The following is a 26,735-nucleotide window of genomic DNA, read 5'->3' on the forward strand; positions in this document are numbered from 1 at the left end:
CCTTGGTTCGTTAGGCCCGGGCGGTTGGTTGTCGAGGCCCTTCGCCCGGGCCGTCTGATCGGTCGAGCGGACGGCGCCGCAGTCCACGTCCGATTTCGCACGATTCTGCGACCACCGCCTCACTCTCTGTTAGAGTTGCACATACCAAAGGGTCAAACAAGCTTGTATTGAAGATCTGTGGACAACTCATGTGGGGGGTGTTCCGTGGGGGTTCGAAAAGCCAAGACAGCCACGCTTCGCAGTCGATGGCTCGGCCGTCGGCTCCGAGAACTCCGCGAAGAGACCGGCATGAGCATCGAGGAGGTGGCCGACTACCTCCAGCGTAATATGGGAACGGTCAGTCGGTTTGAAAATGGGATATATCCGGTAAGGCGGCCGGACATGTTGGCCATGCTCGATCTGTACGGGGTCAACGAGCCACGGCACCGAGACAACCTCATCAAGCTCAGTGAGAGTGTCTGGCAGACCGGATGGTGGGACGGTTTTCCCGACGAGTTCGAGGAGTTCGTCGACTTCGTTTGGTTGGAAGGGCAGGCGGTCGAACACATGCTCTTCGACAACACGGTCCTTCCTGGGCTGCTCCAAACGAGGGCCTACGCCGAAGCGGCCATCCGGACCGCCGAGTACAACTCACCGGAAAGTTTCGTCAGGCAGGGCGTCGAACTGAGGCTGGCGCGTCAGCGACTCCTTGAGGCCGAATCTCCGCCGGTCATCAGGTCGGTTCTTGACGAGGCCCTCCTCCACCGTTGTGTGGGTTCCCCTGGCGTCATGAAGGAGCAGCTGCGGCATCTCGTCGACCTCGCCGGTCGTCCTGCGGTGCACCTGCGTGTACTGCCGTTCAGCGCGGGCGCCCATGAGAGCCCGACCGGTGCCTTCAACCTGTTCCGGATGGTCGACCCTTACCCCGAGGTCGCATACGTCGAGACCCCGAAGGGGGCCTTGTACATCGAAGCGTCCGATACAGGGGCAATTCGTCAGATATACGATCGATTGTGGAACGCTTCTCTGACCGAGGAAGCATCCGTGGAGTTCATCTCACGCTTGATCGAGGAGTCAAAGTGATCACCCCCCTGACCTCGCAACAGCTCGCCGACACGGAGCTCGCGAGTGTCACGTGGCACATAAGCAGCTTCAGCACGAACGGCGGCGCCACGTGTGTCGAGGCCGGCCCTCTCAACGACGGCACCGGCCGCGTCGCCGTCCGGCACAGCCGCCACCCTGATGGCGCCGTGATCGTCTACACCCGCCAGGAGTGGGAGGCCTTCACCAAGGGTGTTCGGGTTGGCGAGTTCGATTTCACCGGGTGACGGCTGTTTGCCTTGAGTGGTCGCCGGGCGGCTGTTACAGGGCCGCTGTCTACGTCGGCCAACGGCAATTGATGCGATGATCTGAGAAGCTAAGCGTCGGGTGGCTGGTCGGGTGGCCGAGAGGCACCTGACGGGCAATCGAAACACAGTGAGTGGTTTGCGGGCTTTGGTTGGTATGTCCAAATCGTGGGAAGTTGCATATTCGGTACCCTCGCCGGGATGAAACCGCAGGTCACCGAGTCTGCTCCCCGCGCACGCGGGGATGGACCCCCGGCCGGTTCCGTCCAGGACGCCGCGGACAACTGCTCCCCGCGCACGCGGGGATGGACCCCCAACGACGGTGCGTGTCATCAGTGACGCCGACTGCTCCCCGCGCACGCGGGCTTGCTGTGGGCGGTGGCCACCGGGCACTGGTGGGCTCGACTGGCGATCGATCCATCAGCGCTTGTCTTCACGAAGTACGGCGCGCGTCTCCCAGCCGTCACGTGTCCGGCGTAGCACCGGCTGAAGGTCCCCATAACCCGGTCGCCCGGCGGCCCGCCAGCTCTCGACCCACGACCGCAGTGTGTCCAACGCGTTCTGGGTTCCGTAGTGGACCACATCATGGCGGAACACGCCGTCGGTGACGGTGCGGCGGAGCACCGCTGCCCCGTCGGCGTCCGCGTAGCCGACGTGCCACCCGGACGTCCCCATGCCGATGACGGTGATGTCGTCCGGGAACCCGGCGTAGAGGTAGCCGGTGAAGTCCTCGTCGGATTCGGTGTCGTTCAGTTGCCGGTGCGGCGTCGTGGGAGCCGCAGCGATTTCCTCCAGCAGCCGCGCTGCCGCCTCAGCTCCGGTTTCCTGCCCGACCCTGGGGGCGCCGTCCTCCGCCCAGGCCGCCGAGATCCACCATGGGTTTCCGTCGGCATCTCGAATCAGGGCGTCGGCCCCGCGCGGCGGCACCAGCCATTGGTCCAGCGGTTCACTGTGCATCTCCACGTATCCGCCGGCTGCGAGGGACTCACCGATGATGCGCCTGTCCTCGGCCACGGACGCGGTGAGGATGGCATTGGTCCTCGCTCGGCCGGTGATCCGAACTGGAGTGATGATCACGGCGCCCGGCTCGGCCTGATCCGCCCACGCCTGTGGGAGCAGGTCCGGTGTCGTCCACGCGACGATCCGGTCGAAGGTCCCGTGCCCTGGCGCGCCCTTGCCGCCATCGTCGGTGAGCAGCTGGATGTTCGCCCGGCCTTGACGAGCATGCAGTTCGCGTGCCCGCTCGATGAGCCCGGGCACCACGTCCACGGACACCACCGTGCCCACAGGCCCGACCAGCTCGGACAGCAACGCACCGGAGAAGCCGGAACCCGTGCCGATCTCCAGCACGCGCATGCCCGGTCGAACGTCGAGCGTGTCCAGCGTCGCCGCGATGAGCCAGCAGGCGGTCGATTGTGTGACCAGGTTCCCGTCGGGGCGAAGCGTGTAGTAGTCCTCATCCACGGCCTCAAGGGCTGTCCGCACGGCCGGGCTGTAGCTCATGAAGCAGGGCCTTTCCTCGCGTTGGGGGAGCTTGTCGGTTGGTCGGTCAGGTTTGAAGCAGAAGCAGGTAGGGGCGGTCTGGGGGCAGCGGTTCACCGATGGCACGGCCGTCCGCCTCGATCCAGGCGTGGGCGGTGTAGGGCATGAGGCGCGCACCGATGCACCAGACGACGCGTCGACGCATCAGCACGGCCGTGAGCGCGGCGGCGAGAGAGCCCTCCAGGCACGCGGCCCGGCCCGGAAACCAGCGGGCGGCCGCCCGGCTCGCGGCGACGATGGTCTGGGCCTCGGCCATGGCCGCTGGCTTCGGCGTGCTCCGGTTGAGGCGTCCGACGACCGCTACACCGTGCTTGAGTGGAAATCGGAGCAACAGGATCGCGGCCGCGAATCCGAGGACGCCGAGGAGCCGATCCTTGAGGCGCAGCCGCTGAAGGTCTGGCTGCGGGAGTGCCATATGCGACGTCATCGGCGCCTTCCCCTGTTCGCCGTGCGGTCAAGCGGTATGAGCAGGCCGACGGCGTGCAGAGCGTGAACCAGACGGTGGGTGTCCCGACGCATGCGCGCCTCATCGACGCTCAGGGCCGGGGCCAACTCGTGGGGAATCTCAGTAAGGGGAACACCGTCGGCGATCTTCTTCCAGATCGCGGCGGCGGTCGGGTTGAGGCCGTAGAACTTTCCCGCCGCGAGGTCGAGTAGCACCGCCCCGTCCGCCTGTGCGGCGAAGTGCACGCTCGGGGAGGGCGAGAGGGCTGGAGGGAGAGAAGAAGTCGCGCTCATGGACGCTCCTCGGCTGAAACTGCGGACCGTGCTCCTGCGGGAACGTGCTCTTCGAGCCCGCGTAGCCAGATCTCGGCAGCGACGACGTCACCGAGGGCGGCCATCGCGGCCGGTCCGCCGTTGATGGCGCGGTCCAGCTCACAGAGAACGGCGCCTGGGCGGATGACGCCGAGGTCACCGAGCCGCGATTCGCGGAGCAGGGATCGCAGGTACGCGGAGTTGCGGCGCACACCGTGGTACTCGCACGAGCCGTAGTCGCCCTTCGTGCGCCGAGCGAACAGTTCCGGCGGAAGTGTCTCGGCCAAGGCGGACCGTAGGAGCGGTTTCGCCTGGTAAACCGATACACGATCGGCGGGGGCAACGGCGTAACAGGCATCGATGACCTGGTTGTCGAAGAAGGGGGCGGCGATACGCACGCCGAGCCGATCGGCGACGTCGACGAAAGCGCGTGTTGCCGCTCCGTGCCGCCAGAGCATCCGCCAACCGTGCGCGTCGACTTCCGAGGTGACCGGGGGTGCTTCCGCTGCGGCTGCTTGCAGTTTCTGGGCCACCGCCACTCGGGCTCCGTGTGTCGCCCACTCCGCGGCGTCGCTGAGTGAGGCCCACGTGATGCCGTCCTCCATGAGGGAAACCGCCGAACGCCGGGGCACGGAAGCGGTTGTCGTCGCCGGAGTTTCGAGTGTTTGGGCGAGTGCGTTGAGGGTGTCGTGATAACCGGTACGGGCGGTGCCGGCCGCGGCCCTGAGAACCCGGTGGACGGGGCGGTTTCGGAGCCGTGCCCATGCCCGGCTGTCGGAGATCAAGTGGGCGAGCCGCCGCCTCTGGAGCAGATCCCCCAGGTAGGTCAGCGGCGCCCCGAGAACGATGTCGCCGCCGTCGCCGACGAAATGCACCGTCGCTCCGGACACGAACGCAGGGGCGAGGCGGGCTCGGGTCCGTGCCCAGATCACCGTCTCCAGGCTCGGCAGGTCGGTGAACGGCGCGGCCCGCAGCGAGGTGAAGGGCAGAGCATCCGCGTCGCCGTGAACCACGACACGGTCCAGGGCCGGTTCACGGGTGGAGATGCGCTGCGCGTGGTCGATGTCGTCGTCATTGGCCGCGAAGTCGTCCGCGTAGGTGATCGTGCGAACTCGATGCCGGTGGCAGCTTGCGGCGAGCAGGGCCAGGGTGGAGGAGTCCAGTCCGCCACTGAGATCCGCCGTTACCTGCAGGGCGCCAGAGACCCGCTCTTCAACGGCGGTGAGCAAGGCACTGCGCAAAGCGTCCCCTGCTGCGGTCGGGTCCACCGGTTCACGCTCCAGTGGCCGATCTGCGAGGGAGATGTGCCGACCCTTCACGACGAGTATCCGGCCGGGCGACAGCTCGGCCACACCGTGGAACAGCGAGCCGTCATTCAAGCCAGTGGTGAAGTCAGCGCATAACAGGCGAGCGGCGAGCGCGTTGCGATCGAGCTGAAGTCCGCTGTCGTACGCGAGGGGCAGTGGACTGGTCGCGAATTCGACGCTGTCCCGTCCGGGCCGGAACCAGATCCGGATGATCCCGGCTAGGTCCCCGGCGACCGCCGCCTCTCCCCGGCTGTAGACGAGTACGCCATAGCGGCCGGGGAATCGAGAGATCTTCAACAACGCCGCACGAGCCGATGTCGCCCCGCTGAGTTCTCTGGCCACACAGACATCGGACGTGAGGCATTCACCGAAGATGACAGCCTTCCAACGGTCGACGTTCAGCTTCCGCAGCCGAGAAGTGGGCCGGTCTTCAGAACACCACAGTGAGCCGCGCCCCGAGCGATGCACCCGACCGCGGATGACATTCGAACCATAGGCAGCCGACACTCGACCGGTTCGGACGTCCATCGAATTCTGGATCTTCACCGACACCTCCTTCGGATCGGTAGCCGTATCCGGTGCGATCCTGTGCGGCCCTGGTTGGGCCACACAGGTCGCCGGGGTTTACCAGTAATGGGAGGTGTTCAAATCCGCTGTGTCTTGGGATCCGTTGCCCAAGATGAACTCCCGGGCATCGCCGAGCTCCACCACAGCCGGAGGTTCGTAGGCCAACTCGGGCATCTCCTGCGTCTCGTTCACGGTTTCTCCTTCCTTCCGGACAGTCGAGACCCTACGAAAGAGTGCGTGAAGCGCCAAGAGGTATGGAGAAATATTCACGCGATCAGCCAGGGGCGGACCTGACGCCGAATAATCCCGAATAAACAAGGGTTCGCGAACGCGAACCCGGTATCCTGGAAGGTGAGTCAGGAGGTCAGATCCTCGGAGATGCGGTCGAGGATGACGCGCGCGTCACGCCCGTACCGCGCGGACTCCGCCACTGCGCGGAAGGCCCGCTCGTAGGTCGCGACCTCGCTCTCATGCCCGAGGTTGAGCTCAGCGGAGACCGTCTCGACCACCACTCTGTCCTCGTCTTTAATCCAGAATCCGTGGAGAGGAAGGTAAGGCAAGCACGCAGAAAACGGCAGGATGCCTATAGAGACGTTGGAGAGGCGCGATGCTGATATCAGACGATCCACCTGGCCCAACATCACTTCGCGCCCCCCGCGCCAGTAGCGCAAAGCCGATTCCCCCATGACGAAGTGGAATCTCTTCTTGTGGGTGTAGAGGACTTCCTGTCGGCGCATCCGCTCGCGCACCGCTTCCTCGGCGCCAAGTGGGGTCCGGTCCATGCGTGAAGCCGATTGAAAAACAGCACCTGCGTAATCGGGCGTCTGTAGTAGTCCAGGAACGATCATCGGCTCATAAATCCGAAAAAGGGAACATTCCTTTTCTTCGTGAGCGATGCGCTTCTGGATACCGTCAAATCCGCCGCGTAGCTGTAGCTTCCATTCGACATACATCGACTCCAGGTCGCTCAGTCGGGCATTCAAGGCGGCAACCGCGTCATCGCGGCCACAGGCATTCGCCCACTCAGCGATCTCGGCTTCGGACGGCGCCTGCCGACCGGTCTCGATCTTCGAGATCTTCGGCTGGCTCCAGCCCAAACGCTCCGCGAGGTGCGCGCCGGTCAACCCGGCTGTCTTCCGCAGCTCGCGGAGCCTCTGTCCTAGCTCCTGACGGGCACGCTCAACGCTGTACGACACCTACGTATTGAACCGCTTCGCTGCCCCAGGGGTGTACTCGTCGTGCGGAGTCGCATAGTGCCAGGCGATGTCTCGCCACTGGCAGTGCTGTGCGACGATCAGCGGATCGTCGATGACCTCGAAGGACGTCACCTCATCGTTCTCGTCGAAGTGCAAGATGCAGAGGCGCTTGCTGTCGAAGAGCCAGAAGTCGAGGTCCGGTAGCTGATTGACGGCCGAGTGGTCTCGGGGAAGCCACCGGATGTCCTCACCGGCCGCGTTGTTGTACCGGGTCACCGCGTGCTCCCACCGGATGTAGTTGCTCAGGGGCTCCGTCACGACCCGAACACGCTGCCAGATCTTCCCCTCCTTCCTGCTCTGGACCACGTTGCGGTGCCACCACGAGGTTTCGAGATCGCTCTCGTCGCGGCCGATGTCACCAGTTGTCAGGAAGCGTTGGAGCGTCTCGCGCTCCTGAGGGATGGCGTACCGATCGCGAACCTCCAGCTTCCACGCGGTGTGCTCGAAGTCGACGAACAGCTGGTCGAACTCTTCGTCAGAGATGAACTTGGACATCGACGTCCGCTCCCGATCGGCGTACCGGAGTAGCTCACGAGGAACCTCCACAACGTCCTCGTCCTCCGCGAGGCTCCGGACATCAGCCAGAGCCTGCGGATCGGCGACCTTGTAGCCCTGCACAGCGATCGTTCCTCGATCGGTCTCGTAGAGCGTCGGACAGGTACCCCTTTCACTGTCGGTGCCCAAGAACCTGAGGCGCATCGGACGACTCCTCGCATAGTCGCGAATATTCGACTCAATAACACAGTGCACCATCGATGAGCAGTCTGATAGATGCATTGGGTGACCGGAGTCGGCCAATCCAGCAGTCTGCAGAGGCCGGGGCGCCTCACACACCAAACGTGGGACCAGCGTGTCCCCACGTCGTACAGGGTTCGTATGCGGTTCGGCTGGCCCTGGCCTGGTACACGAAACAGCCCCGTTCCCCAGGCGGTGGGGCCCTCCCGCCTGATGGATGACGAGGAGGGCATGTCGCGACGTCGTGGGTGCTCGGCGCATCGGCGGTCAAATGCCGACCCAGCAGGTCCGTCACGAGCAGAAATGCCGCATCGAGCAAGGTGGTGCCTACCTCTTCCTGCACAGGTGGACACCCTCGATACCGGCGGAGCGCATCATTGGACACTGCGGCGGTCCTCGCCCAAGCAGAAGCGGCTCACTACTCTATTTCTCCCGCGAAGCAGGCGGTCGCCTTGCGCAGGAACGCCCAAGCTTCCTCCAGCTCGGCGATACGCGCGCGCAGCTGCCGGTTCTCCTGCTCCAGGCCGGGCTCTTCAGGGGTGGCGGCCCCCGGGCCCTGCGGCTGTCGTCGATCCGGATCCAGGTGCGCAGGGTCGCTCGGCTGACTCCGAGGCCGTGGGCGACCTCGGTGATGGTGGCCCCGGGGCGAGAGCGGTAAAGCGCGACGGCGACGGCCTTGAATTGCGGTGGGTAGGCCTTGGTGACCATGGTGGGGACTCCTCCTGAGGCTCAATTTTCCTATATGTCCACTGCTTGGGGAAGTGTCCCGAGAGTGGGTGGGTGGAAATTCTGGCATGGGGACGTGGTGCGCGGGTGTGGATTGTGAACTTCCGTTGGCAAGTGTAGGTATTCGACATCCAAATCCCGTGTTGAGAAACCTTCGGGAGCCGTCTGAGTGTGGGTTCTCAGTGACTAGTATGGAAGTTGGTCTATGGGGTTTTGTTCCTGGCTTGTGCCGGGTTGATCCAACGGGATCTGGTTGTCGATTTCGTATGTGCCGTTGCTCCCCGTGTACGCGGGGGTGGTTTGGTGGAGGCGTCTGTGTTGAAAATTCCCTGTTTGGGGGGTTTGTGTTTTGTGTCCAATTTTCGAGAAGTTGCATATACGGGCTCCCGTCCTGAATAAACCCGCAGGTCACCGAGTCTGCTCCCCGCGCACGCGGGGATGGACCCTTTCCTGCCAGGATCAGCCGGGCGTGGCTGGGCTGCTCCCCGCGCACGCGGGGATGGACCCTCCCTTACAGGCACCCCCTGTCTCCCTTGCCCCTGCTCCCCGCGCACGCGGGGATGGACCCTCCCTTACAGGCACCCCCTGTCTCCCTTGCCCCTGCTCCCCGCGCACGCGGGGATGGACCTCGGCCGAAAGGTTGGCGTGGGAGGAGAGCCAGCCGCTCCCCGCATGGACCCAGCCCGGCGACCGTTTGGGCGGCCGCGGTGGCCTGCTCCCCGCGCACGCGGGGATGGACCCTTCCGGGGATCACTGGCTACAGCTGGCGGATGCTGCTCGCTGCGCGGTATACGCCGATCCGATTCGGCGGCCTCCTCCCGCTACCATCGCGCCTGTGGGCATGAGCGTCCCCGTCAGACTGGTGGCTGATGGCAGTACGTCCTGTCAGCCTGATCATCGCCTCCCGCACGACGGGCCGTAGCAGGCTTCTTTGCTGCTTCCGCGTATAAGCGCCTAGTATGCATGCGTACTAGCGGCTAGTCTGGGGGTGGGGCCTATCAGTTGGAGATGGTGGAAGAGGTCCGGGAATGGTTGCACACTCTGCGGCGGACAGATCGTAGTACGGCGATCTTGGTCGGCCAGGCGGTCACGGCACTGCTTGATGCTGGCCCCAGCCTCGGCCGACCCTTGGTCGACCGTATCAAGGGATCGAGTCTGCACCGTCTGAAAGAATTGCGCCCTGGCTCGTCTGGGACTTCCGAGATCCGTATCTTGTTCATTTTCGACCCGGACCGGAGGGCTGTTCTTCTTGTTGCTGGAGACAAATCTGGCCAATGGTCGACTTGGTATCGAACCGCGATACCTCAGGCAGAAGAGCGGTACGCCATCTATCTCAAGGAGAGGCAGGGATGAGCGGTACTCACAGCTACGACCGCGAAAGCTTCTTGAATGAGTTCTTTCCTGACACCGAGGATCGTGCTGAAGTCGAAGCCGGTGCTCGGCACATGGTCGAGGTAAGCCATGCCTACCGTTTGGCTGAGATGCGGCGTCGCCTCGGATTGACCCAGAGTGAGGTCGCGGAGCGCATGAATGTTCGGCAGGAGCGGGTGTCGGCGATCGAGAGAGCTCAGGTCGGCGCCACAGAGTTTCGGACGATTTCAGCCTATATTGAGGCATTGGGCGGCCGAGTGGAGATCGTAGCTGATTTTGGTGGCGAACGTCTCGTCGTTGGATAATAGTCGATTCGTTCTGCTGTTGGTTGAGGGCGTGTGATGGCTGCTGTTTTGCACTCGCGGTCGCTCTCCGCTCGACTTCCGGTCGGCGTTACGCGGCGCATTAGTAGCTTCGGTGCGAACGCCGCTGCCGGATTCGTCAATTCCGGACCTGTGAACGACGGTACGGGCCACATGGCCGGATGCGAACTCCTGTGAGTTGGTCTTCATGATGATGTTCAGGGTCCCGTTTCGGCTCCCCGTGCACGCGGGGATGGACCCTGCCCTCCGCTGGAACCGCTGACCGGGCTGGCCTGCTCTCCCTCTCCCGCGCATGCGGTGGCGTTTGGGCAGGTCAGGGGGGTGTAGGTAGCGAATTTTGGGATTCTGCCGAAATCGTCCGCCATCTTCGGTTGAATGTGCGCCATGCCCGCCTCTACCCCCCTTGGCCTGGCCGTGGATCGGCTTTCCTCGGCTGCTGGTGTCGCCTGGGCCAAGCACAGCCATGATGATCAGGCGTGGCTTCCTCTTTGGTGTCACATGGCCGACAGCGCTGCCGTGGCGGGGCGGTTGTGGGATGTCTGGCTGCCGAGGCAGGTGAAAGACGGGGTCAGCGCGGTGCTGCCCGGTGGGGCCGACGACGCTCGGGCCATGGTGGTGTGGCTGGCGGCGGTCCACGACATCGGTAAGGCGACACCGGCCTTCGCCTGCCAGGTCGACGAGCTCGCCGGGCGCATGCGCGATGCCGGGCTCGGCATGCCGACCCTTGCGCAGATGCGTTCAGACCGCCGTCTGGCCCCGCATGGCTTGGCCGGGCTCGTGCTCCTGCGCGAATGGCTCGTCGAGCACCACGCGTGGCGCAAGCCGACCGCCCTTCAGCTGGCAGCGGTCGTCGGCGGCCATCACGGGGTGCCTCCCACGAACCTGGAGATCGGCGAACTCCTCGACCACCCCGCTCTGTTACGCGCCAGGGGCAGCGAAGAGGCCTGGCGCCACGTGCAGACCGAGCTCCTCGACGCGGCCGCTGCCGAAACCGGCGCCCTGGCACGCCTCGATGCCTGGCGCGACGTGAAGCTCCCGCAGACCGCCCAGGTCGTGTTCTCCGCCCTGGTCATCGTGGCCGACTGGATGGCTTCCTCCCGCGAGCTCTTCCCCCACAGTCCCGACGCACCCCTCGACGATCCCGGCCGTGCCGAGAACGCCTGGGCGGCGCTGGACCTGCCCAGGCCATGGGAACCGGACCAGCCGGTCGAAGGCACCGCCGCCGAGCTGTTCGCCGGCCGCTTCCAGCTGCCAGCCGACGCGGTGGTCCGCCCGGTCCAGGAACAGGCGGTGCGCGCCGCGCGCGACATGGCCGGCCCGGGGATGCTGGTCGTCGAGGCGCCGATGGGCGAGGGCAAGACCGAGGCGGCGCTCGCTGCCGCCGAGATCCTGGCCGCGCACACCGGCTCGGGCGGCTGCTTCGTCGCACTGCCCACCATGGCCACCGGCAACGCAATGTTCCCCCGGGTCCTGTCGTGGCTGGAGAACCTCCCGGGCGGTCGGACCGATCCTGAGCAGCACTCCGTGTTCCTGGCCCACTCCAAGAACGCGTTGAACGACGACTACGCGGCACTGCTTCGCGGTGGCCGACAGGTCACGGACATCGACCGGGACGGGGCGCCGGACCGACCGTCGGAGCGCGCCGAGCACGGAAAGGGCGACCTGCGCGACTGGCGGGGTTCTCGCCGCCACGCCCCCGCAGAGCTGGTCGCCCACTCCTGGCTGCGCGGGCGAAAGAAGGGTCCGCTGGCATCGTTCGTGGTCGGCACCATCGACCAGCTGCTCTTCACCGGCCTCAAGAGCCGCCACCTGGCACTGCGCCATCTCGCCGTGGCCGGCAAAACCGTCATCATCGACGAAGCCCACGCCTACGACGCCTACATGTCCACCTACCTCGACCGGGTGCTGGCCTGGCTCGGCGCCTACGGCGTCCCCGTGGTCGTGCTCTCGGCGACCCTGCCCGCCCGGCGCCGCCGCGAACTCGCGGCCGCCTACGCACGGGCGCGCCGCGACGACACCGCATTCGCCCCGCTGGCCGAGGCCGACGGCTACCCGCTCATCACCGCCGTCCCCGCGGGCAGGGCCCCGTCCGTCACCGCTCCCGAAGCCTCCGGGCGCAGCACCGACGTCCGCGTCGAGCGGCTGGACGACGACCTGGACACACTCGCCGCGCTCCTCACCGCCGAACTCGCCGACGGCGGTTGCGCCGCAGTGGTCCGCAACACCGTTTCACGCGTCCACGAGACAGCGCACCACCTGCGGGAACATTTCGCACGCGCAGGCGTCGGCATCACCGTCGAGGTCGCCCATTCGCGCTTCGTCGCCTTGGACCGGGCCGAGAACGATTCCCGCCTGCTCGCTGACCTCGGCCCCCCGGACCGGGTCGCCGACCTCGGCGGGACGCGCCCGACCTCCGGACACGTCGTCGTCGCCAGCCAGGTCGTCGAGCAATCCCTCGACATCGACTTCGACCTCATGGTCACCGATCTCGCCCCGATCGACCTGATCCTCCAGCGCATGGGCCGGCTCCACCGCCACCGGCGCGGCGAGGGTCAATGCGAGCGCCCCCGACGGCTGCGCACCGCGCGCTGCCTGGTCACCGGCGCCGACTGGACAGCCGGCCCACCGCAGCCCGCCCGGGGATCCACCGCCGTCTACCCCCTCTACCTCCTGCTACGCGCCGCCGCCGTACTTGAACCCCACCTGTCGTCGAACGACGACCACGGCCGGAGCATCCGCCTGCCCGACGCCATCAGCCCCCTGGTCCAGCACGCCTACGCAGACGCCCCGGCCGGTCCGCCCGCGTGGCAGGACGAGCTGGAACAGGCCCGCCGCGACCACGCCGGCCGCGAAGCGGACCAGGAGGAACGGGCCGCCGACTACCGGGTCGCCGCTCCCGGCCGTGCCGGGCGCAGCCTGGTGGGCTGGGTCGACGCCGGGGTCGGCGACGCCGACGAGACCCCGCGCGGCCGGGCCCAGGTCCGCGACAGCGCGGAGAGCCTGGAAGTGCTCGTGGTGCGCCGACGGGCGGACGGCTCGTTGGCCACCCTCCCCGACCTCGGCCAGGGCCTGGGCGACCAGCCGATCCCCGAAGACACAGCGCCCCCGCCCCGCCTCGCCCGGATCATCGCCGGATGCTCGGCGCGGCTGCCCTACCAGTTCACCCTGCCCCGGGTCATCGACCAGGCCATCGAGGAACTTGAGGACCGGAACTACTTCCCCGCCTGGCAGCACAAGGACTGCCACTGGCTGGCCGGAGAGCTGATCCTCGTCCTGGACGAGAACCTTCACACGAACCTGGCAGGTTACCGGCTCACCTACTCCCGATCCGACGGCTTCGAGGTCCGCATGGCGAATGAACCCCCCGTCCTTTCCTTCGACCTCACCGAGCGCCCCTGGATCCCCGTCCAGCGGCTGGACGGGAGCGAAGCGGAACTCTCGCTTCGCCAGGTCTTCGTGCAGGCCGACACCCTGCGCCGCATCTCGGGCGACCTACCGACCCAGGAGTTCGCCCTGCTCCGGCTGCTGCTGGCCATCCTGCACGACGTCGTCGACGGTCCCGCCGACGCCGAGGAGTGGCACGACGAACTGTGGGCCGAGGGCCTGCCGATCACCGCCATCACGTCCTATCTGGACACCCATCGCTCCCGATTCGATCTCCTGCACCCCAGCACCCCCTTCCTTCAGGTCGCCGACCTCACCACGGGGAAGCGGGACGTCACGTCCCTGGACAAGATCGTCGCCGATGTCCCCAACGGCGCCCGGTTCTTCACCATGCGGGCGCACGGCGCGCCCCGGCTGGGCTTCGCCGAGGCCGCCCGCTGGATCGTGCACGCGCACGCCTACGACCCCTCTGGGATCAAGTCCGGCGCGCTCGGCGACCCCCGCGTCAAGAGCGGCAAGGGCTACCCGCTGGGGGTGGGCGGCGCCGGAAACCTCGGCGGGGTGTACGTCGAGGGGGACGACCTGAGCCAGACGCTGATCCTGAACCTCATCGCGACCGAAGACGCGGAGGTGATGGGCCTGCGAACGGATGACGACGACCGGCCGGCCTGGCGCTTCCCTCCCTCCGGTGCGGCACCGCTCGACACGGTGGAGCAGAGTCGGCGTCCGTACGGCCTGCGCGACCTCTACACCTGGCAGAGCCGGCGCGTGCGCCTCCACTACGACACCGCAGGCGTGCACGGTGTTCTGCTGGCCTACGGTGATCCGCTCGCACCTCAACACCTGCGCCGACGCGAGCCCATGACGGCGTGGCGGCGGAGCCCCGCCCAGGAGAAGAAGCTGGGCAGGGCTTTGGTGTACATGCCGCGCGAGCATGACCCCGCCATCAGCGCCTGGCGGGGGCTGGGCGCCCTCATCACCGGTGAAGCTCCCGGTTCCCGGCAGCGGCAGGAGGCCGCGAGCGGTCTGCCGCCCCGCATCGTCGAGTGGATCGCGCGGCTCGCCCGGGACGGCTACGTGAGTCCCACACACAGGATTCGGCTGCGGCTCGCCGGGGCCGTCTATGGAACCCAGCAGTCGGTCATCGACGAGGTCGTCGATGACCGGATCGACATGGCGGTCGCCCTCCTGCACGAGCGGGAGTCGACGCTCGGACAGGAGGCCGTCGACGCGGTGCGCGCCGCGGAACGGGCGGTGGGCGCGCTCGCCAACCTGGCGTCGAACCTTGCACAGGCGGCGGGTGAGGACCAGGAAAGCCCGCGCGCCACCGCACGGGATCACGGCTACGGCGAACTGGAAGCGCCGTTCCGGGAGCACCTGCGCCGGCTCCTACCGGGCACGGACCCGGCCGAGTGGCAGGCCCGGTGGCACCGGGAGGCGTACCGTGCCATCCGCGGCATCGGCGCCGACCTGGTGAAGCAGGCCGGAGAGGCCGCCTGGACAGGCCGGGTCATCGGGACGGGGGACCGCAGCTGGGTTCTGGACGCCGCCTACGCCGAGGGGCGGTTCCACGGCGAGCTGCGCCGCGCGCTCGACAGGTCCGGTGACGGGCCGGCGGACCAGGACACAGGACCAGGACAAGAGTGAGGACGACGAATGACGACGACCCGGGTGGGCGATGAGGCCCAAGTGGAGACAGAGCGCCCGAACGTCCCCGACCGGGACGGACCCAAGACGCTGCGCGCGGCCGTGAGCGAGCGCGCGGCCGAGCTGGCCCGGGGATACCGCGACGACGACGCCGGAGCCATCGCCGACCTCGCCCGCCTGCGCAAGGGGGCGGGGAAGCTCCCGCAGGACACACCGGAACTGTGGGGATCCACCTGCGACCCCGCCGACTACGCCCAGGAGCCGTGGTCGGTGGGGGACGACGAGGAACGGGCGGAAAGGGCAGTGCACGTCGCCCTCACCCTGTTCGCCCTGCACCAGCAGTCCCGCAGGGAGAAGGCGATGCACTGGGAAGGCGTGTGGATCTCCGGAAAGCGGCGCGAACGCGACCTGGGGTGGGCGGTGCGCGAGCTCATGCCGCACGGCAAGGTCGACGAGACGCTCCGCCACCGCCTGGTGCACGCCGGGAAGGCGACGAGTATCGACAGCCTCGCCGAGCGGCTGCGCGCCATCGTCCAGCTGCTCCGCCGTGACGCGATCCCCCTCGACTACGGCCTACTCGCCCAGCAGCTCCTGACCGCGCAGCGGCCCGGTGGCATGAGCGAGGTCCGACGCTCATGGGGCCGCGGTTTCCAGTACCACCGGCCTGCCCAGGACAGCGGCGACGCGCCGGACGGCCCCGTCGGCGCCCATGGCAACGAGAACGAGAACGAGAACGACCCCGCCCCCGACCCCGCATGACGAACCACCCGAATCGCTCCAGCTAAGGAACCCCTCCGTGACCCGAACCATCCTCGATCTGCATGTCCTGCAGACCGTGCCGCCGAGCAACCTCAACCGCGACGACACAGGAACCCCCAAGACCGCGCTCTACGGCGGGGCCCGCCGCTCACGCGTCTCCAGCCAGGCCTGGAAGCGCGCGACTCGTGCGGCCTTCGCGGAACTGCTCGCCCCGGAGGAGCTCGGGGTGCGCACGAAGCGCGTCGCGGAGTTCGTGGCCGAGCGCATCCACGAGCTCGACGACTCCATCGACCGCTCCGAGGCCCTGGCCTTGGCGGCCGAGACGGTCAAGGCGGCGACCGGGTCCAAGATCGAGGTGCCCAAGCGCAAGAGCGGGAAGAAAACGGATGACGGAGCGAGCGAACCGCCCGCCCCCCAGTCCTCCTACCTGATGTTCCTCAGCGCCCAGCAGCGCGACGCGCTCGCCCAGCTCGCCGTCAAGGGGCGCGCCGACATCAAGGCGTTCTTCAAGGACAAGGACAACAAGGAGGAAGCCAAGTCGAGCGCCAACACCCGCCATTCCGTCGACATCGCGCTGTTCGGCCGGATGGTCGCCGACGGGGCCGACATCAACGTCGACGCTGCGACCCAGGTCGCCCACGCCATCAGTGTGCACGCGGTGGAGAACGAGTCCGACTATTACACCGCCGTCGACGACCGCCGCAAGGACGAGGAACCCGGCGCGGGCATGATCGGCACGGTGGAGTTCAACTCGGCCACGCTGTACCGCTACGCGGCACTCGATGTGGACCGGCTCGCCGCGAACCTCGGCAGGGGACTGCGTGACGGTGAGGAGCCCACCACCCCCGTGCGCCGCGCCGTCGAGGCGTTCGTGGAGGGGTTCGTGGATTCCATGCCGTCGGGGAAGATCAACACCTTCGGCAACCACACCCGGCCCGAGGCCGTCATCGTCAAGCTGCGGGGGACGCGTCCCGTCAACTTCGTGAGCGCCTTCGAGCAGCCGGTCGTGGCGGATGTCGGCAGCGGCTATCTGCGCAAGGCCTGCGAACGCCTCGCGGACCACATTTCTCAGATCGAGGAGGCCTACGGTACGCACGCAGACACCACGACCTGGGTGCTGCGGGCCGGTGCGAACACGGAGCCGCTGGCCGGGCTCGGCGCGGAGTCGTCGATGGGGGAGTTGGTGGAGAGCGTCGGCCGAGCGGCCGCTGACCGGCAGGCGGAGACAGCGTGAGCGTACTCGCGCTGTGCTTGGCCGGCCCGCTACAGGCGTGGGGCTCGTCCGCCCGCTTCGCACGGCGTACCACGGAGAACGTCCCTACCAAGAGCGGCGTGCTGGGGATGCTCGCCGCCGCGCAGGGGCGTGACCGTGCCGCCGACGTGTCCGACCTGGCCGAGCTGCGGTTCGGCGTACGGGTCGACCAGCGGGGCACCCGGATACGCGACTTCCAGACCGCCCACCACACTGAGACCGGCAACGCGATGCCGGTCTCGGAGCGCTTCTACCTGGCCGACGCCGTCTTCGTCGCGGGAGTGGAGGGAGACGGCGACCTGATCGCCGCCCTGCACCGCGCGGTCCGTTCGCCCGTCTACCTGCCCTACCTCGGGCGCCGGTCCTGCCCGCCGTCCCGTCCCGTCGATATCGGGGCGTTCGACGGCACCGACGCCGTCCTTGAGGACGTGTTCCGCAGCGTCGAATGGCAGGCCGCCGAACACCACCGGAGGAGGCGTAGCGGGGAGCGCCGGGTCGCGCTACCCGTCTTCATGGACGCTGCGGAGGGGGACCGGGAGAAGAACAGCCGGCGCGACCTGCCCGTGAGCTTCGACCCCCGGCACCGCCGCTACGCGCTCCGAGACGTGAAGGCCGACACGGTCGAGGTTCCCAACCCCACCCACCGGGCGCCCGCGGCCCCCTCCCACCACGATCCGATGCCCCCTCTTGGAGGCGACTGATGTACCTCACGCGCTTTCGCGTCAACACCGCGCGAGTGGGGGCGCGCAAACTCCTTTCCTCGCCGCAATCGCTGCATGCTGCGGTGATGGGCGGGTTTCCCGGAATCCTGCCCAGCGCGGGTGGATCCCCGCGGGTGCTGTGGCGGCTGGACCGCAACGCCCGCGCGGAGGTGCTGCTCTATGTGGTCAGCCCGGACAAGCCCGACCTGACCCATCTCGTGGAGGACGCAGGCTGGCCCACGCTGCCCGAGGTCGGGTGGGAGACCCGCGACTACATGCCGTTCCTGGACCGCTTGGCGGTCGGCGATGTGTGGGGGTTCCGACTCACCGCGAATCCGGTGCACTCCGTCCGCGTCGAAGGCAAGGAGGACAAGGAGAAACACGACACGAAACCCACGCCGCACGTCACACCTCGCCACCAGATGCGCTGGCTGCTGCAGCGCGAGGAACGCTCGGGCTTTCAGGTGGTGCGCAAGGCGGCTGAGCAGGAACGGCTGCCGGACGGCGACGACTGCGAGCTGGTGGTGTGGGGCGCGCAGCGGCTGCGGTTCCGCAAGACGGGTTCGGCGGAGAGGGCCGGAGGCCGAGGCGCCTCCGACGTCAGGTTGACGACCGTGACGTTCGACGGTCGGCTCCAGGTCACCGACCCGGCCAAGCTGCGACACACCCTCACCGCCGGCCTCGGCCGCGCCAAGGCGTACGGGTGCGGGCTGATGACACTGGCGCCCGTCGCCTCAGCGGGTGCGACCCAGAGGCGGTCGGCGTGACGGTGAGCAAGCGGGGGGCTTCCACACCTCGTGAGCTGGCCAGAGTCAAGGACCGTGTCTCCTTCGTCTACCTGGAACGGTGCACGGTCCACCGAGATGCGAATGCCATCACCGCCGAGGACAGCGAGGGTGTTCGGCACATTCCTTCCGCGACGATCGGCACCCTCCTCCTGGGGCCCGGGACCCGCGTCACCCACCAGGCAATGAGCGTCCTCGGCGAGTGCGGGGCCGGGGTGGTGTGGGTCGGGGAGCATGGCGTGCGCTACTACGCGGGCGGCCGCGCCCTCACCCGGTCCTCAGCGCTCGCGGAGGCACAGGCGGTGGCGTGGGCCAACCGCAGGACGCGCTTGGACGTCGCGCGTGCGATGTACAGGCTGCGCTTCCCCGACGAGGATCCGGCGGGCGCCACACGCCGGGAACTGCTCGGCCGGGAAGGCGACCGCGTCAAGGCGTGCTATCGACGTGAGTCGGCACGTACAGGCGTCCCCTGGCATGGTCGACAGTACGTGCCGGGCGACTTCACTGTCGGCGACCCACCCAACCAGGGGGTCACTGCGGCCGCCCAGTGCATGTACGGAGTGGCCCAGGCTGTCGTCGCCGCGCTCGGGTGTTCTCCCAGCCTCGGGTTCGTCCACTCCGGCCATGAGCTGTCCTTCGTCATGGACGTCGCTGACTTGTACAAGACGGACGTTGCGATCCCCGTCGCCTTCGACGTCGCGGCGGCGGGGGCGGAAGACGTGGGGTCGCGGACCAGGCGGGCGATCCGGGACCGGATCAACGAGGCCGGGCTGCTGGAAAGGTGCGTTCGCGATATCAAGCACCTGCTTCTTGCCGAGACGGCCGACGATGTGGCGGACAGCGGCGAAGACCGAGTCGGCCTCCAATCCGATCGCGGCATACAGGTGGAAGCGGGGCGCAATTACGGATCGGACGGTGACTCGGCTGAGCTCTGGGACGTGATGTGGTGACCGTCATCGTTCTCACGCTCTGCCCGGAGGGCCTCCGCGGTTTTCTGACCAGGTGGTTACTGGAGATATCCCCCGGCGTATTCATCGGAAGTCCCTCTGCGCGTATCCGCGACATTTTGTGGACCGAAGTGCGCCTGTACGCGGGCAATGGCCGTGCCCTGTTGGTCTACAGCGCCCCGAATGAGCAAGGGTTCACGTTCGAAACCTTCGAGCACAAGTGGGAGCCGATTGACCATGAGGGCCTCACGCTCATCCACCGTCCTCACCAGCAGTCCAGTGCGAAAGCTGAGGGTGAAGGGAAACGAAAGAACTGGAGTAAGGCGGGGCGACATCGCCGTTTTGGGAGAAAATGAGGGCGACGTTCGCCTGTCGTCCTTTATGTCCGAATTTCAAGAAGTTGCAGATTCAGGGGTCCCGCCGTTGTAAACCCGCAGGTCACCGAGTCTGCTCCCCGCGCACGCGGGGATGGACCCAAGCTCGGGCGGATCCGGGCCCGAGCGCTCGCCTGCTCCCCGCGCACGCGGGGATGGACCCAATGGCCGGTTTCAACGCATTCGGCTCTCAGTCTGCTCCCCGCGCACGCGGGGATTGGCTCATCGATGTCATGTCGCCGTTCTCGCTCGCACGCCGCGAAGCCATCAGCGGTTACTCGTCGAAGGCGTTGCCTCCACGAATCGGTACCGCCGTGTCAGGGGATCTCGGAGCGCGCGGCGACGGGCCTCGCCCTATCCGGTTCCGGTGTGCGGACTCCTCTCACCACCAGCCACAGCATGAACGAGATCTCCGCGATCGCCGCCGGGGTCATGACGTACAGCGAGATCGCCGCGCCGAAGTCCGGGGCCAGCAGCCGTGCGAACACGTCGGCCAGGTGGCCGCAGGCTCCGACCATCAGCAGGTAGCCCAGCATCTTGGGGAAGTAGCCGGACTTCACGACCAGGTAGCCCAGCGGCAGCAGCCACAGGCCGAAGAACGTCTGGGCGATGAGGTAGCCGTCGTGGTACAGGTCGGTGAACAGCAGGGCGAGCCGGTCGGCGCTGTCCGGGCCGAGGGTGTCCTCGTAGGCCTGGCCGGTGGCGATCATCAGCGCGGCGTTCTGGTTGAGCAGGTTCAGGCACTGGATCGCGACACTGACCGCGACGACGGTGACCATCGCCGCGGCGACCCGCTGGTCGACGTGCTTGAGCAGCAGGTACAGCGCCATGGCCGTGGACAGGAAGAACACGGCTCCCACCAGCTCGCTGACGAAGCCGAGACGGAAGAGTGCGGCCGAGGCGCCGATGTTGTCGGCCGTGGCCGCCGCGTCCCCCGCCTCGACGATGCGCATGTTCACCACCCCGGCGAAGATGGTGAAGGCGGAGACCAGCAGGTACAGGGTCCCCGCGATCCTGGCGAGCGTCCGGGGAGCGATCATGGGGCGGTCCTCTCGCGGCCGGTGCGGTCGGCTGCTCATGACCGGCCGCCGGTGCGGGCGTGGGCAAGTGCCGAGGGGGTCAGTCGGCCGACGATGGCCGGAGCCTCGTGGATCAGGGCGTCGTTCTCCACTGCCTCGACCATGAAGCGGGCGTAGTCCACGCGGCGGGTCCGGTTGCTCGCGAGCACCGGATCCCCCACGTGTCGGCTCCATACGGGCAGCCCCTGGCTGTCGCCCTCCTCCAGATCGCTGCCGCGCACCACCGTCCACCGTGCATCGCTGTCGAAGACGCGTCGGCACGCCTCCACTTGGTCGTCCACGTCCACGAACCTGATCAGCTTCGCCAGCGGCCCGAACACGGCCACCTCCATCCGCAACTTCCAGGGGTAGACGTCCCTGCCGTCGCGGCTGATGTGCCAGCCGCAGGAGAACACCAGGCGGGCGCCCGGCCGCGCGTGGTCGAGCACGGCCTGGGCGGTGCCGGACGCGTAGTGGTCCACCCCGAACGGCACCAGCACCGTGAGCACGGCGTCGCACCCCTCCACGGCATGGGAGACGACCTCGCGGTCGTCGGTGGCGCCGGGGATCACGGTGATCCGGTCCGCGACGTCGGCGAGCTTGCCCGTGCTCCGTTCCCGGCACACGCCCACCACCTCGTAACCGCGGTCCAGGGCGTGGTGCACCATGTAGCGCCCGAGCTTCCCGGACGCGCCGATGATGCACATCCTCTTTCCGGTGCCCGGCTTTCCGACATCGCCTGTCACGTTCGATTCCATGACGTCCTCTTCCTCTTCCTCGATCCGCACTACTCGACTTACGCCGTAAGGTACAGCCTTGCACTGTAAGGTTGTCAAGGTGGTCCAACGAAGAGGAGGAAACGGCGTGTCACCAGAGCCGACCGGCGCACCGAGCCGCGGCCCGCTCAGCAGGGAGAAAGTGCTGCGCACGGCGATGGAGATGGCAGACGAGTCGGGGAGCGGGGTGCCGAGCATGCGCGGCCTCGCCAAGCGGCTCGGCGTCGAGGCGATGTCCCTGTACCACCACTTTCGCAACAAGGACCTGATCCTCGACGGCATGGTCGACCTCGTCTTCGGCGAGGTCGAGCTCCCCGCCGAAGACGACGACTGGCGGACCGCGATGCGGCGCCGGGCCGCCTCGATGCGCGACGCGCTGACCCGCCACCCCTGGGCGGTCAGCCTGATGGACTCACGGACCAGCCCCGGCTACGCGACCCTGCGCCACCACAACGCGGTGATCGGCTGCCTGCGGTCGGGCGGTTTCTCGATCGCCGGTGCGTCGCACGCGTTCTCGGTGCTGGACAGCTACGTGTACGGGTACACGCTCCAGCAGCTCAGCCTGCCCTTCGGGTCGTCCGGCGACATGGAGGGTGTGGCGGGATCCATCCTGGAGGGGCTGCCCGAGGAGTTCCCGCACCTCGCCGAGATGATCACCGGCCACGCGCTGAAGCCGGGCTATGTGTACACCGAGGAGTTCGACATCGGGCTGGAGCTGATCCTCGACGGGCTGGAGGGGCGGCGCGAGCACTGGGGGTAGGAAGGCCCACCTTGCCCGTGCCTCTCCCGGACCCGCCGCACGAGAAGCCACCCGCGGTGGCAGGACACCACGGCGGCGGAGCCGGCGGGTCGCCTCGCCGCAGCGGGCTCCACCGCGGTGGATACTCGCCGACGGCTCGCTCGTGGTTCTCCACACCGGCAGGCAACGGTCGGTCGGCCCTGGGCGGGTGGAAAGCGCAGTGCGGGGGCCTCGTCGGGCTCGCGGTCGGAGTGCCGGCAGGCCCTGACGCTGTCCGCACCGGTCACCTGCCCGGATCGTGGACGGCGCCGTCGGGCCGGGGAAGCATGTCACCGCCCCCGGCCTCCGTCTGCACCCAGTCACTGTGGGCCCGTCTTCGGGTGGAGGGCATTCCGGCTCTCCGCCCGCCATGTCGACCCACCTCCCCTTTCCCCCGCCCCTCCCGCGGGCGGTCCCCCGGTCATGGCCGGTGTCAGGCGTCGAGTCGTGCGCCGCTGTTGGGCGCGAACACGTGCGCCCGGCGGACCCTTGCGTGGACCGTCTCCCCGATGCGGGGCGCACGGCCCGGGGCGACCCGGATGACGATGTCGTCTTCCGCGGGGTGCCCGGGGATCCCGCCGTACACGTAGCAGTCGGCGCCCAGCTCCTCGACGAGCCGCACCTCCAGGGCGAACCCGTCGGCGGGCCGGGCCGGGTCGGCGTGCATGGCCAGGTCGGCCGTCTCCGGGCGGAAGCCCAGCAAAGCGGTGTCGGCCCCGTCGCGCTCCAGGCCGGCGAGCTGCCGCCGGGAGAGTGGAATGTCGGCGTCACCGAGCCGCAGCGCGTCGCCCGCTACCTTGCACTCGCGCAGGTTCATCGCCGGGGAGCCGATGAAGCCCGCAACGAACGCGTTGGCCGGCCTCTCGTAGAGCGCCATCGGGCTGTCGCACTGCTGGAGCACCCCGTCCTTCAGCACCGCGACCCGGTCGCCCATCGTCATCGCCTCGACCTGGTCGTGCGTCACGTACACGGTGGTGGTCCCCAGCCGCTTCTGCAGCGCGGCGAGCTGCGTCCGGGTCGACACCCGCAGCTTGGCGTCGAGGTTGGACAGCGGCTCGTCCATGAGGAAGACCTGCGGTTCACGGACGATCGCCCGCCCCATCGCCACCCGCTGGCGCTGTCCGCCGGACAGCGCCTTGGGCTTCCGGTCCAGGTAGGGTTCCAGGTCGAGGAGCGCGGCGGCCTCGCGCACGCGGCGGGTGCGCTCGTCCTTGGGGACCTTCGCCAGTTCGAGGGCGAACCCCATGTTCTGCGCGACCGTCATGTGGGGGTAGAGAGCGTAGGACTGGAACACCATCGCGATGTCCCGATCCCGTGGCTCCAGGTGGGTGACGTCGTTGCCGCCGATGCGGATCGCCCCGTCGGCGACGTCTTCGAGCCCGGCGAGCATGCGCAGCGACGTCGACTTCCCGCAGCCCGACGGGCCGACGAGCACGAGGAATTCGCCGTCGCCGATCTCCAGGTTCAGCCGGTCCACAGCGGGCACCTCGGAGCCCGCATACCGGCACGTGGTGTTCTCGAAGCTGACCGTAGCCATGTCTGTGTTCCTCTCTCAGCGGGACTGGGGATGGACCTGGAGTTTTCGGCCGCGTCCCGCACGGAACGCGTCGAGGGCGTCGGTGTATTCGTCCAGGGTGAACCGGTGGCTGATCATCGCGTCGGCGTCCACCGCCCCCTTGGCCATGAGGTCGACCGCCCGGCCGTAGCTGTGCAGCACGGCCATGGAACCCACGATGGTGATCTCGTCGTTGTAGACGCGGAAGGGGGAGAAGTTCGCCGTCGCCTCACTCGGCGCGACACCGAACACCTGGAACGTGCCGCCGCGGCGCACCCGCTTCAGGCCGTCCTCGATCGCCGGAACCGCCCCTGTGCAGTCGATGACCACATCCCAGCCCGGCCGGTCGAGCCCGTCGGCGCTCGTCGCGGTGTGGTCCGCGGCGAGCTTCGCGGCGACCGCCAGGCGCTCGCTGTTCAGGTCGACCACGGACACGCTCGCCGCCCCGGCGCCGCGCGCGAGCTGCGCCATGAACAGGCCCATGGTCCCGGCCCCGTAGACCAGGTAGTGCTCGCCCATCCGCCCGGGGAGGAGGTCGAAGGCGTGCACCGCGCAGGAGAGGGGTTCGATGAGGGCGGCGTGGTCGAAGGGAAGCGCCTCGGGTATGCGGTGGCAGTCGGCGACGGGCGCCGCCACGTAGTCGGCGCACGCACCGGATGTGGTCACCCCGATGGCGCCCCACCGCTCGCACAGGTTGCCGCGCCCGACCGCGCAGTAGTGGCATTCTCCGCAGAACAGCGACGGGTCCACGGCCACGCGGTCGTCGGCCGCGAGCTCGGTGACCTCGGAGCCGACGGCGACGACGGTTCCCGCGAACTCGTGGCCGGGGATGATCGGGTAGGGAGTGGGTTCGAACTCGCCGTCGAGGATGTGGATGTCCGTACCGCAGATCCCGACGGCGGCGGGCGCCACGATCACCTCGCGGGGACCGGGTGCGGGGTCGTCGACCGTGGTGAGGGACACCCGGCCGGGTTCGTCGATGACGATCGCGCGCATTTATTTCACGGCTCCGAGGGAAAGGCCGCGGACCAGCCACCGCTGGGCGGCCCATCCGGCGAGGATCACGGGCAGTGCCGCCATGGTGGAGGCGGCGGACAGGCGGGCCCAGAACAGCCCCTCGCCGGTGATGAAGCCGACGAGGAAGACCGGAACCGTGGCCGCCTGCGTGGCCGTCAGGCTGACGGCGAAGAAGAACTCGTTCCAGGCGAAGATGAAGCAGATCAGCGCGGTCGCCGCGAGGCCGGGCGCGATCATCGGGAAGATGACCCGCCACATCTCGGTGCGCCGGGTCGCGCCGTCGAGCCGGGCCGCCTCCAGCACTTCCTTGGGCAGTTCCATCAGGAAGGAGCGGATCATCCACACCGCGATCGGCAGGTTCATCGCCGTGTAGACCATGGCCAGCATCGTCACGTTGTCCAGCACGCCCAGGTTCGTCGCCAGCACGTAGAGCGGCAGGATCATCGCGACGGGCGGCAGCATCTTGGTGGAGATGAAGAAGAACAGCGAGTCGCGCCACGCCGGAATCCTGACGAGCGACAGTGCGTAGGCCGCCGGAAGCGCCAGGGCGACGGCCAGGACCGTCGAGATCAACGACGCCGAGAGCGAGTTGAGGAAGTAGGGCGCGAAGTCCCGGCCCAGCACGGCCCGGTACTGGTCGAGCGTCGGCGCGAAGAGGAAGGTCGGCGGATCGGTCGACGCCTGCGCCTCCTGCTTGAATCCGGTGGCGAACATCCACAGCACGGGGAAGAAGAACAGCAGGCCGGCGAGCCAGGCCAGGATTCCCACGACCGGCAGCCGCCGGCGGTAGCGGAGACGGCCGGGCAGGCCGGCCACCCCCTGTACCTTCGTCTTGGGCGGTGCGGCGATGGCGGTGGTCACGACTCCTCCTCGAACAGGTTGGAGATCACCCGCAGCGCGAACATCGCGATGGCGATCGTGGCCGCGACGACGATGACGCCGGCCGCGGCGGCCTCCCCCACGTCGAAGGCGCGGAACGCCTGCAGGTAGATGAAGTAGGGGAGGTTGGTCGACGCCTGGCCGGGCCCGCCCTGCGTGATCATGAAGATGGCGTCGAACGTCTGCACGACGTAGATGGTTCCGAGCAGGATCCCCAGTTCGATGAAGCGCCGCAGGTGCGGGAAGGTGACCCGGCGGAACGTCGCCCAGGATCCGGCGCCGTCGACCCGGGCCGCTTCGAGCACCTCGGGAGACTGGCTCTGCAGGCCCGCGAGCACGATGAGCATCATGAACGGGGTCCACTGCCAGGTCAGCACGGCGATGATGGACAGCAGCGGGTACTGGCTGACCCAGTCGGCGCTGATACCGAAGGGCGAGAGCGCCCAGTTGACCAGCCCGAACACCGGGTGGTACATGGACGTCTTCCACAGCAGCGCGGCGGCGGCGGGCATGACCAGGAACGGCGTGATCAGCATCGTGCGGACCACGGCGCGCCCGGCGAACCGCTGGTCCAGGAGGACCGCGAGCGCGATGCCGAGCAGCATCGACAGCGCCACCGCGCTCACCGTCAGGACGACGGTGTTGGCCACGGCGTTGCGGAAGTGCGGCTCGGCGAGGACCTTCGCGTAGTTCGCCAGCCCGACGAACTCTCCGGAGTCGGGTCGGAGGAGGTTGCGGCCCTGGGTGCTGTAGTACACGGTGAACAGGAACGGCACCTGCGTCAGGGCGATGACGAAGAGGAGTGCGGGGAGCAGCGGTGCGCGGCGCCCCCACCGTTGCGCGCGGGTGAGCGCGCCGGCGTCCGGCCGGCGGACCGGCGCCTTTGACGATTGAGCGGTCATGGCTTCTTCCTGT

26 protein-coding genes are annotated in these 26,735 nt (G+C 67.9%); 12 read left to right on the forward strand and 14 right to left on the reverse strand.

Translation table 11 applies throughout. The features are described from left to right. The first annotated feature begins 204 nt into the window (after positions 1–204). Both HNR23_RS06915 and HNR23_RS06920 read left to right on the forward strand, forming a co-directional pair. Positions 205–1,062, forward strand: coding sequence for a helix-turn-helix domain-containing protein (locus HNR23_RS06915; RefSeq protein WP_343070449.1), 858 nt, complete (start codon positions 205–207; stop codon positions 1,060–1,062). Beyond that, the gene (locus HNR23_RS06920) at positions 1,059–1,307 is read left to right on the forward strand and encodes a DUF397 domain-containing protein (protein WP_394353749.1); all 249 of its coding nucleotides are present in this window, start codon (positions 1,059–1,061) and stop codon (positions 1,305–1,307) included. The genes HNR23_RS06915 and HNR23_RS06920 overlap by 4 nt, the downstream gene beginning before the upstream one ends. Positions 1,308–1,745: 438 nt before the next feature. Here the strand turns inward: HNR23_RS06920 and HNR23_RS06925 are convergent, their stop codons facing one another. The 8 genes from HNR23_RS06925 to HNR23_RS06960 form a co-directional block, all read right to left on the reverse strand. After that, positions 1,746–2,828, reverse strand: a complete 1,083-nt coding sequence (locus HNR23_RS06925; protein ID WP_184074608.1) for a protein-L-isoaspartate O-methyltransferase family protein — start codon at positions 2,826–2,828, stop codon at positions 1,746–1,748. A 46-nt stretch (positions 2,829–2,874) separates the two neighbouring features. Next, on the reverse strand, positions 2,875–3,294 hold the full coding sequence (locus HNR23_RS06930; protein WP_246421619.1) for a lasso peptide biosynthesis B2 protein: 420 nt from the start codon (positions 3,292–3,294) through the stop codon (positions 2,875–2,877). After that, on the reverse strand, positions 3,291–3,605 hold the full coding sequence (locus HNR23_RS06935) for a PqqD family protein (protein ID WP_184074609.1): 315 nt from the start codon (positions 3,603–3,605) through the stop codon (positions 3,291–3,293). Before HNR23_RS06935 ends, HNR23_RS06930 begins: the two co-directional genes overlap by 4 nt. After that, positions 3,602–5,476: an albusnodin/ikarugamycin family macrolactam cyclase gene (locus HNR23_RS06940; RefSeq protein ID WP_184074610.1), complete on the reverse strand. Its 1,875-nt coding sequence runs from the start codon at positions 5,474–5,476 to the stop codon at positions 3,602–3,604. The genes HNR23_RS06935 and HNR23_RS06940 overlap by 4 nt, the downstream gene beginning before the upstream one ends. Before the next feature lie 78 nt (positions 5,477–5,554). Then, positions 5,555–5,689 (reverse strand): lasso RiPP family leader peptide-containing protein, encoded by a 135-nt coding sequence (locus tag HNR23_RS06945; RefSeq protein ID WP_343070450.1) that lies wholly within the window; start codon positions 5,687–5,689, stop codon positions 5,555–5,557. A gap of 164 nt (positions 5,690–5,853) precedes the next feature. Further along, positions 5,854–6,693, reverse strand: coding sequence for a Scr1 family TA system antitoxin-like transcriptional regulator (locus tag HNR23_RS06950; RefSeq protein WP_184074611.1), 840 nt, complete (start codon positions 6,691–6,693; stop codon positions 5,854–5,856). Beyond that, the gene (locus tag HNR23_RS27405; protein ID WP_343070451.1) at positions 6,694–7,452 is read right to left on the reverse strand and encodes a DUF6879 family protein; all 759 of its coding nucleotides are present in this window, start codon (positions 7,450–7,452) and stop codon (positions 6,694–6,696) included. A gap of 459 nt (positions 7,453–7,911) precedes the next feature. Continuing rightward, positions 7,912–8,196, reverse strand: a complete 285-nt coding sequence (locus HNR23_RS06960) for a transposase (RefSeq protein ID WP_184074612.1) — start codon at positions 8,194–8,196, stop codon at positions 7,912–7,914. Positions 8,197–9,222: 1,026 nt separating this feature from the next. Between HNR23_RS06960 and HNR23_RS06965 the strand changes: the two genes are divergently transcribed. The 9 genes from HNR23_RS06965 to cas2e all read left to right on the forward strand — a co-directional run bounded on the left by HNR23_RS06965 (position 9,223) and on the right by cas2e (position 19,739). After that, positions 9,223–9,567: a type II toxin-antitoxin system RelE/ParE family toxin gene (locus tag HNR23_RS06965; RefSeq protein WP_184074613.1), complete on the forward strand. Its 345-nt coding sequence runs from the start codon at positions 9,223–9,225 to the stop codon at positions 9,565–9,567. Next, positions 9,564–9,890 (forward strand): XRE family transcriptional regulator, encoded by a 327-nt coding sequence (locus HNR23_RS06970; protein ID WP_184074614.1) that lies wholly within the window; start codon positions 9,564–9,566, stop codon positions 9,888–9,890. Before HNR23_RS06965 ends, HNR23_RS06970 begins: the two co-directional genes overlap by 4 nt. A gap of 402 nt (positions 9,891–10,292) precedes the next feature. Beyond that, complete coding sequence (casA, locus tag HNR23_RS26595; protein ID WP_281381829.1) at positions 10,293–14,939, forward strand: type I-E CRISPR-associated protein Cse1/CasA; 4,647 nt, start codon at positions 10,293–10,295, stop codon at positions 14,937–14,939. A 9-nt stretch (positions 14,940–14,948) separates the two neighbouring features. Beyond that, positions 14,949–15,698 carry a type I-E CRISPR-associated protein Cse2/CasB gene (gene casB, locus HNR23_RS06985; protein ID WP_184074615.1) on the forward strand — a complete coding sequence of 250 codons (750 nt, stop codon included), beginning with the start codon at positions 14,949–14,951 and terminating at the stop codon, positions 15,696–15,698. Positions 15,699–15,735: 37 nt separating this feature from the next. Continuing rightward, positions 15,736–16,932 (forward strand): type I-E CRISPR-associated protein Cas7/Cse4/CasC, encoded by a 1,197-nt coding sequence (gene cas7e / locus HNR23_RS06990; RefSeq protein ID WP_184074616.1) that lies wholly within the window; start codon positions 15,736–15,738, stop codon positions 16,930–16,932. Next, positions 16,929–17,651 (forward strand): type I-E CRISPR-associated protein Cas5/CasD, encoded by a 723-nt coding sequence (gene cas5e, locus HNR23_RS06995; RefSeq protein ID WP_184074617.1) that lies wholly within the window; start codon positions 16,929–16,931, stop codon positions 17,649–17,651. The genes cas7e and cas5e overlap by 4 nt, the downstream gene beginning before the upstream one ends. Next, positions 17,651–18,418, forward strand: a complete 768-nt coding sequence (gene cas6e / locus HNR23_RS07000; RefSeq protein WP_184074618.1) for a type I-E CRISPR-associated protein Cas6/Cse3/CasE — start codon at positions 17,651–17,653, stop codon at positions 18,416–18,418. The genes cas5e and cas6e overlap by 1 nt, the downstream gene beginning before the upstream one ends. Then, positions 18,415–19,386 carry a type I-E CRISPR-associated endonuclease Cas1e gene (gene cas1e / locus HNR23_RS07005; RefSeq protein WP_184074619.1) on the forward strand — a complete coding sequence of 324 codons (972 nt, stop codon included), beginning with the start codon at positions 18,415–18,417 and terminating at the stop codon, positions 19,384–19,386. Before cas6e ends, cas1e begins: the two co-directional genes overlap by 4 nt. Continuing rightward, entirely contained in the window at positions 19,383–19,739 is a 357-nt protein-coding gene (cas2e, locus tag HNR23_RS07010; protein ID WP_184074620.1) for a type I-E CRISPR-associated endoribonuclease Cas2e, read from the forward strand. The genes cas1e and cas2e overlap by 4 nt, the downstream gene beginning before the upstream one ends. Before the next feature lie 335 nt (positions 19,740–20,074). Here cas2e and HNR23_RS07015 read toward each other — a convergent pair whose 3' ends face one another. Continuing rightward, positions 20,075–20,797: a DUF4386 domain-containing protein gene (locus tag HNR23_RS07015; protein ID WP_184074621.1), complete on the reverse strand. Its 723-nt coding sequence runs from the start codon at positions 20,795–20,797 to the stop codon at positions 20,075–20,077. Positions 20,798–20,832: 35 nt separating this feature from the next. Beyond that, a complete protein-coding gene (locus tag HNR23_RS07020; protein WP_184074622.1) occupies positions 20,833–21,573 on the reverse strand; it encodes an NAD(P)-dependent oxidoreductase in 741 nt (246 codons plus the stop codon). A gap of 106 nt (positions 21,574–21,679) precedes the next feature. Between HNR23_RS07020 and HNR23_RS07025 the strand changes: the two genes are divergently transcribed. Next, positions 21,680–22,351 (forward strand): TetR/AcrR family transcriptional regulator, encoded by a 672-nt coding sequence (locus HNR23_RS07025; RefSeq protein ID WP_343070452.1) that lies wholly within the window; start codon positions 21,680–21,682, stop codon positions 22,349–22,351. A 451-nt stretch (positions 22,352–22,802) separates the two neighbouring features. Here HNR23_RS07025 and HNR23_RS07030 read toward each other — a convergent pair whose 3' ends face one another. Genes HNR23_RS07030 through HNR23_RS07045 form a run of 4 tightly spaced genes read right to left on the reverse strand, consistent with a single transcriptional unit; the run spans position 22,803 to position 26,722 of the window. Next, a complete protein-coding gene (locus tag HNR23_RS07030; protein ID WP_184074623.1) occupies positions 22,803–23,906 on the reverse strand; it encodes an ABC transporter ATP-binding protein in 1,104 nt (367 codons plus the stop codon). A 15-nt stretch (positions 23,907–23,921) separates the two neighbouring features. After that, on the reverse strand, positions 23,922–24,920 hold the full coding sequence (locus HNR23_RS07035) for a zinc-dependent alcohol dehydrogenase family protein (RefSeq protein ID WP_184074624.1): 999 nt from the start codon (positions 24,918–24,920) through the stop codon (positions 23,922–23,924). Further along, the gene (locus HNR23_RS07040) at positions 24,921–25,802 is read right to left on the reverse strand and encodes a carbohydrate ABC transporter permease (RefSeq protein WP_394353750.1); all 882 of its coding nucleotides are present in this window, start codon (positions 25,800–25,802) and stop codon (positions 24,921–24,923) included. Continuing rightward, positions 25,799–26,722 carry a carbohydrate ABC transporter permease gene (locus tag HNR23_RS07045; RefSeq protein WP_184074625.1) on the reverse strand — a complete coding sequence of 308 codons (924 nt, stop codon included), beginning with the start codon at positions 26,720–26,722 and terminating at the stop codon, positions 25,799–25,801. Before HNR23_RS07045 ends, HNR23_RS07040 begins: the two co-directional genes overlap by 4 nt. Positions 26,723–26,735 lie beyond the last annotated feature (13 nt).

Origin of the sequence: Nocardiopsis mwathae (assembly GCF_014201195.1) — a bacterium.
Classification (GTDB): Bacteria; Actinomycetota; Actinomycetes; order Streptosporangiales; family Streptosporangiaceae; genus Nocardiopsis_C; species Nocardiopsis_C mwathae.